The sequence below is a fragment of the Terasakiella brassicae genome (assembly GCF_014641495.1).
In the GTDB taxonomy this organism is placed as follows: domain Bacteria; phylum Pseudomonadota; class Alphaproteobacteria; order Rhodospirillales; family Terasakiellaceae; genus Terasakiella; species Terasakiella brassicae.
In genome coordinates, this window is sequence record NZ_BMHV01000054.1 from 1 (window position 1) to 6,222 (window position 6,222).

The following is a 6,222-nucleotide window of genomic DNA, read 5'->3' on the forward strand; positions in this document are numbered from 1 at the left end:
CAGATCATTTCTTCATCAATCTGCTTGCAGGATTGGCTGCATATGTTTTGAAACCGAGGAAACCTGCATGTTCACTGAAAGGCTTGCCGACAACATTCCTTATCCCGAATTGACGTTTTTTACATATAGTCTGGAGACTTGCCAAAGAAAGCTGATCTCAGTAGTCTGGCTGTCTTGATAAACAAAATAGTCAATCATGGGTGGCAAATGGAATATTCTCTCATTGATGAAAATGATGTCAAACGGGTGGCTTTTTACGGCAATATCAAAGCTTCTTCGCGACAGAAGATTCTTGAAATTAGTAAAGCAATGGCAACATCCGATAAAAAAGAATGGGTTCTGGATGTCCATGAGTTTGATTATATCGATTCATCAGGCCTCGGCATGTTGATTGAACTCCATGAAGAAGCCTCAAGCAAGGGGATTACGCTTACGATTACCGGGGCCAAGCCGATGGTACGGCGCATGTTCGACCTTTCCAAGTTCGATCGACTTTTTAAAATCGTTGAATAAGTAGACGGTATCTTTCCATGTTTATAGATGCAATCGGGCAAAGCCATCAGCCAAGTCAGGATGCCCGCATTATTTCTCTCGTCCCCAGTATTACGGAATTGCTGTTTGATATGGGGTTGGGGGATCAAGTTGTCGGACGCACTGTTTTTTGTGTCCATCCCAAAGATCAGGTCAAGCAGATCCGCAGTATTGGCGGGACCAAACAGGTGAATATGGATAAGGTCAAGGCGTTGAATGCCACGCACCTGATCGTCAATGTGGATGAAAACCCCAAAGAACTGGTTGACGAACTGGCCGAATTTATCCCTCATATTGTTGTCACTCATCCCAACACACCCAGTGATAATATTGATCTGTTCAGCTTGATCGGGAATATTTTCAATAAAAAGGGGGAGGCCGCGCGATTAATTTCAGATTTTCAGGCCGCCCTGACACATGCCCAGTTGACGGCACAAGGACTGGAAGAAAAAAAGGTCCTTTATTTTATCTGGAAAGATCCGTGGATGACGGTGACGGGCGAGACTTATATCTCGCAATCGCTCCGCACCGCCCATATGATCACCCAGCCGCAAAGCGCAGAGGTACGTTATCCTGAAATTGATCTGGAAAGCGGAGTTTTGGACGAGGTGGATGCCATCCTGTTTTCCAGCGAACCGTTTCTGTTTAAACAGCATCATTTGGATGAATTCAGCGAGGAATATAACATTCCGGCTGATAAGCTCCATATTATCGATGGGGAAATGACCAGCTGGTACGGCAGTCGCGCCATTGAGGGGATGAGATATTTAGCGCAATTTGCGCAGAAGCTTTCAGGCTAAGCTTAAATGTATATAAAGATATAAAAGCGGCGCCCCTAATGGATGCGCCGCTTTTATATTTAATGAGGTTAGCTACATGCACCACAGCAGGATGCGCCACCAGAGGCAAGATCGGCGAAGTTGTGACGGAACATACCTTCTTTTAGCGGTCCTTTGGACAGCAGATAGGCTGCATCTTCAATCTGCGCTTCTTCAGGGCAGTTATAAACTTCGTGAATCGTGATGCCATTGGGGGCTTGGCCCAGTTCAAGATCCCCTTCAACACTCATAATTTTGTTATCTTCTGTGATGGCCAAGCGGAAAACGTTCATAAAAATGCTCCTGATATAGAAATTGAGTTGAAACAGGATTACCGTCGAGGCGTGAAAAATGAAATGATGTCGGTCAACCGGGGCCTACGTTATTTTACGTAAAAAATGTAGGCAGTGATGCGGATTTCCTCAGGACAACCTGCACTGTAATCTGGCATGATAAAAACGAATTAAAATTAATCGTGTAACTATGGGTACTTGGGCATGAATAATACGGGCACACCGATTCAAAATGCGGCGGATGACGATTTGAATCTTGATCGCGAAATTGGCTTTGGTATTGGTAAAAGGCTGTTACTTGCTTTTGGAAGTGTCGGCCTTCTTTGCGTTCTGGTCAGTTTTGTCAGTTGGAATGGGCTTAATCAACTAAGCGAAACGCAGAATGCGATCAGTGAAGAAAAGGTCCCGGTGATTATATCTTCGTTGATTTTGGCGAACCAGACATCGCAATTGGTGGCCTCGGCCCCGCTTTTGAGTTCTGCATCCACCGATGAAGAGCGCCAAGCCCATATGGATACGATTGAAAAAACAATCACGGATGCCAATCAAGGGGTGAGCTCGCTAGCCCCCCTGTTAAAAGATAAAAAGCAGGCCGAAGCATTGCAGGCAAAATTGCAGCAAATCCCGCCGCTGGTGACGCGTATGAACGAGATTGTGCGCCAAATGCAGCAGATGGAAGCACGGCGCAATGAACTGGGGAAAAATCTGATTTCCTTGCGCGAAATTTCCCAGAAAAAACTGGATCCCATGACCAGTGGGGTCAATATCAGCATGCTGGATATTTCTGAAAAATGGCTGACTTATATTGAACAGGTCTTGGAACAGGTCAAGGCGGGCCAAGAGGTGGATCTGGCAACGACCGAATTGGAAATGGCCCCGCTGGAGGTCACCAAGTTTTTAAAAGCCGTTCTTGGCTTTAAAAGCGGGGCAAACCTTTTGATCGGTATGTTGCTGGAAGGGTCGCAAAGCGAAACAGCCGAAAGCCTGCAAAAAGTCGAAGAAGGTTTTTTGCAATCGATTGCATCTATGGCAAGTCCGTTATCTGTTATGGCGCAAAGCCAAGATGTGCCTGAATTGGAAAAACTGTTTCAGGAACTTTTGACATTGGGCAGTAAGGGGGACGCCACAAACAATATTTTAAAATTGCGCCGGGAACAACTGAAATTACGCAATGAAAGCGATGCCCTGCTTAATCAGGCGCGCGATGTTTCAAGCGCCTTGTCGGTTGAGGTCGACAAAATTGTTGCCGATCTCAAAAACGATATGGATGGGGCGGTTGCGCAAAACCATGTGTCGGCACAAAAGACCATGATTGCATTGGTCGTTGTGACGGTGATTTCCATTTTGGTGGTTATTCTTGTTGGCTGGTTCTACGTCTTGCGTAATCTGGTGAAACGTTTGATGATTTTGGTCCGGGGCATGCAACAAATTGCCCGTGGGGATTTGTCCACGCGGGTCAATCGCAATGGCAGTGACGAAATCAGTATGATGGGCTCGGCCCTTGCGTTATTGCGAAATGGTCTGCGTGAAGCGGACGAACTGAAAAAAGCGCAGGAAGAACAGCAAAAACGTGCGGAAGAAGAAAAGAAAGCACAGGCTCAAAAACTGGCGGATGATTTCGATATGGCTGTCGGGCAATCGCTGTCCATTCTGTCTGAATCGCTGAGTGATATCCGGAACAAGGCGGTTTCAATGAATGAAATCTCGCGCCATACTTTGTCTGAAACTCAGGAAGTGACGCAAGCCTCGCAAGTGATGACGCAGGATATTTCCTCGGTTGCGGCCAATACGGAGGAGCTGTCACGTTCCATCACCGAAATCAGCGGGCAGGTTGCCAATAGTTCGCAAGTGGCGAATGAGGCGGTCAGTCGTGCGGCCAACCTGAATAACAATATTGAACGTTTGAAAGAGGGCTCTGAGAAAATCGAAAGTGTGATCGGCTTGATCAATACGATTGCCGAACAGACCAATCTGCTGGCCCTGAATGCAACGATTGAAGCTTCGCGTGCAGGTGAGGCCGGTAAAGGTTTTGCCGTGGTCGCCAGCGAGGTGAAAAATCTTGCCAATCAAACGGCATCTGCGATCGACAATATCTCAGAACTGATTGGCAGTATCCAAAATGAAATTGCTGAAGCGGTTGAAGCCAACGCGCAAATCACCACTATTATTTCCGATATCGATCAATTATCCGCCGGGATTGCGGCGGCTGTTGAAGAGCAAAGCGCGGCGACAGCGGAAATCAGCAGGACTGTACAAAATACAGCAACCCATGTGAACACGATTTCCGAGCGTGTGGTCGATGTGGCGGATGCGATTAAAAATAATGACGAAAAGGTCAGTGAAGTTTTGGAAGGTGTTTCCAGTATTGATGATCAGAGCAGCAAGCTTAATCAGGAAGTTGAAACGTTCCTTGACGATATGCGCAAGGCATAAACCGCATACCTAGAAACCCTGATGAATGATACGTAAAAATACCGAGTCTTGCTTGAAACGTATCAGTTTGCCTTTTCGGGGATGGAAAAGGACGGATCAACTGAAAAAAAATGTTTGTGAGATGAACAAAAAACAGTCCAAGTTTGTATAAATAAAATATTATAAATCATATAGTTAAACAAAAGTATGTAGGGTGTCGAAACTGTTTGTATGCAGAACGACAAGCTGGCCTCGTTTCCCTTTACAATTTTTAACATTATGATTTTAAAACTGCGTTACACTGCCGCGCATGGCAACTCAAATTAGGAGAAAAAGCAATGAGTGATGTCTATCAGGCAATGCGTAACGAGTTCTCGTTGGAGATCCCGAGCAATTATAATTTTGCGTTCGATTTGGTTGAAAAACGCGCCAAGGATGAGCCAAATAAAGTTGCCTACATTGCTGTAAGCCGTGATGGCGAACAGATGGAAGAACACACTTACGCAAAACTCAACGCAAAAGCGAACCGCTTTGCCAATGGCCTGCGTTCATTGGGCTGTAAAAAAGGTGACTTTGCCTGTGTGGTTATTGCCCGTATTCCGGCATGGTATGAAGTCCTAGTCGGTGCGATGAAGGTTGGCGTTGTGTCTATGCCGGGGACAAACCTGCTGACAGCGCATGATTTGGAATATCGCATCAATCGTGCAGGTGCCAAGCTGGCGATTGTGACAGCGGAACATGCCGAAAAAATTGAAGAGATCAAAGAAAAATGCCCGACACTGGAACATCTGATTATTATCGGTGAAGACCGCGATGGCTGGGTGAATTTCGAAACATTATGTTCTGAAAATTCTGATGAATTGTCGCGCGATGATGTGGAACCAACCGGTGCTGACGACATGATGTTGATCTATTTTACATCTGGTACAACGTCTATGCCGAAAATGGTCCCACGCGATTATTCCTATGGGTTGGCGCATGCCATTACCGGCAAGTACTGGATGGATTTGCAAGACGGTGATGTTCATTGGACATTGACGGATACCGGGTGGGCCAAAGCCGCATGGGGCATGCTGTTCCCGCCGATGTTGATGGGCGCAACGATTGTTTTATATGATGGGGACGGTCGTTTCGATGGGGATTTCCACCTGAAATTAATTGAACGTTTGAACGTAACATCCTTCTGCGCCCCGCCAACGGTTTATCGTGTGTTTGCGCAAATGGACCTGTCACCTTATAACCTTGGCAGTCTGAAACATTGCATCGGTGCCGGTGAACCGTTGAACCCGGAAGTGATGCGCACCTGGAAACAAGCGACCGGTTGTGATGTTTATGACGGCTACGGGCAAACCGAAACGGTTAATATCGTTGCCAACTATAAGGGGATGGAAATTCGCCCCGGCTCTATGGGAAAACCTGTTCCCGGTCTGACGGTTGATGTGGTTGATGATGACGGCCATATTGTTGCGGACGATACTGTGGGCCATATCGCCGTTAAAATGACAGAACAACATCCGTACGGTTTGTTCAAAGGGTATTTCAAAGACGAAGCCGCCAATGCAAAATGTTTCAGCAACGGTTGGTATTATACCGGGGATACGGCAACACGCGATAAGGATGGCTACATCTGGTTCGTTGGTCGTTCTGATGATGTGATTACCTCGTCCGGTTATCGTATCAGCCCGTTCGAGGTTGAAAGCGCCTTGATCGAACACCCGGCGGTTGCTGAGTCTGCTGTTGTGGCAAAACCCGATGAAATGCGCGGCGAGATCGTCAAAGCTTATGTGACGTTGGCGGCGGGTTATGAAGCGTCTGACGAACTGGAAAAAGAAATTCAGGATTTCGTCAAGCACCTGACCGCACCTTACAAGTACCCGCGCGAGATTGAATTCCGTGACGCTTTACCGAAAACCATTTCCGGTAAAATCCGTCGTGTGGAATTGCGCGACGAAGCGAAAGCTTAACACAGTCAAACCCTTTGCACGTTGTTCTTTGGCGTGCAAAGGGGCAAGCATAAAAAAAGTCCCTTGTTCAGATAAGCGAACAAGGGACTTATACATTAAGAGGCAGAAAGATTTGTTATGATCTTTCTGCCTCTTTTGTTTGTCAGGGAGGTGTTGCAACACCTCCCTGACGGTGCCTGAAGCGGTTGAGCCCATCGGGGCATG

5 protein-coding genes and 1 pseudogene are annotated in these 6,222 nt (G+C 46.8%); 5 read left to right on the forward strand and 1 reads right to left on the reverse strand.

The window, feature by feature from the left end; genetic code table 11:
- The 3 genes and pseudogenes from IEW74_RS17740 to IEW74_RS16925 form a co-directional block, all read left to right on the forward strand.
- Positions 1-113, forward strand: a pseudogene (locus tag IEW74_RS17740) (IS982 family transposase); the annotation flags it as partial.
- A 94-nt stretch (positions 114-207) separates the two neighbouring features.
- On the forward strand, positions 208-513 hold the full coding sequence (locus IEW74_RS16920; RefSeq protein WP_188667323.1) for an STAS domain-containing protein: 306 nt from the start codon (positions 208-210) through the stop codon (positions 511-513).
- 17 nt (positions 514-530) lie between these two features.
- Entirely contained in the window at positions 531-1,331 is an 801-nt protein-coding gene (locus IEW74_RS16925) for a helical backbone metal receptor (protein ID WP_188667325.1), read from the forward strand.
- 68 nt (positions 1,332-1,399) lie between these two features.
- On the opposite strand, the gene IEW74_RS16930 is transcribed toward IEW74_RS16925, so the two are convergent.
- A complete protein-coding gene (locus IEW74_RS16930) occupies positions 1,400-1,642 on the reverse strand; it encodes a hypothetical protein (RefSeq protein WP_188667327.1) in 243 nt (80 codons plus the stop codon).
- A 204-nt stretch (positions 1,643-1,846) separates the two neighbouring features.
- On the opposite strand from IEW74_RS16930, the gene IEW74_RS16935 reads away from it, so the two are divergent.
- Positions 1,847-4,075 (forward strand): methyl-accepting chemotaxis protein, encoded by a 2,229-nt coding sequence (locus IEW74_RS16935; protein WP_188667329.1) that lies wholly within the window; start codon positions 1,847-1,849, stop codon positions 4,073-4,075.
- A gap of 317 nt (positions 4,076-4,392) precedes the next feature.
- Complete coding sequence (locus IEW74_RS16940) at positions 4,393-6,018, forward strand: acetate--CoA ligase (protein WP_188667331.1); 1,626 nt, start codon at positions 4,393-4,395, stop codon at positions 6,016-6,018.
- Positions 6,019-6,222 lie beyond the last annotated feature (204 nt).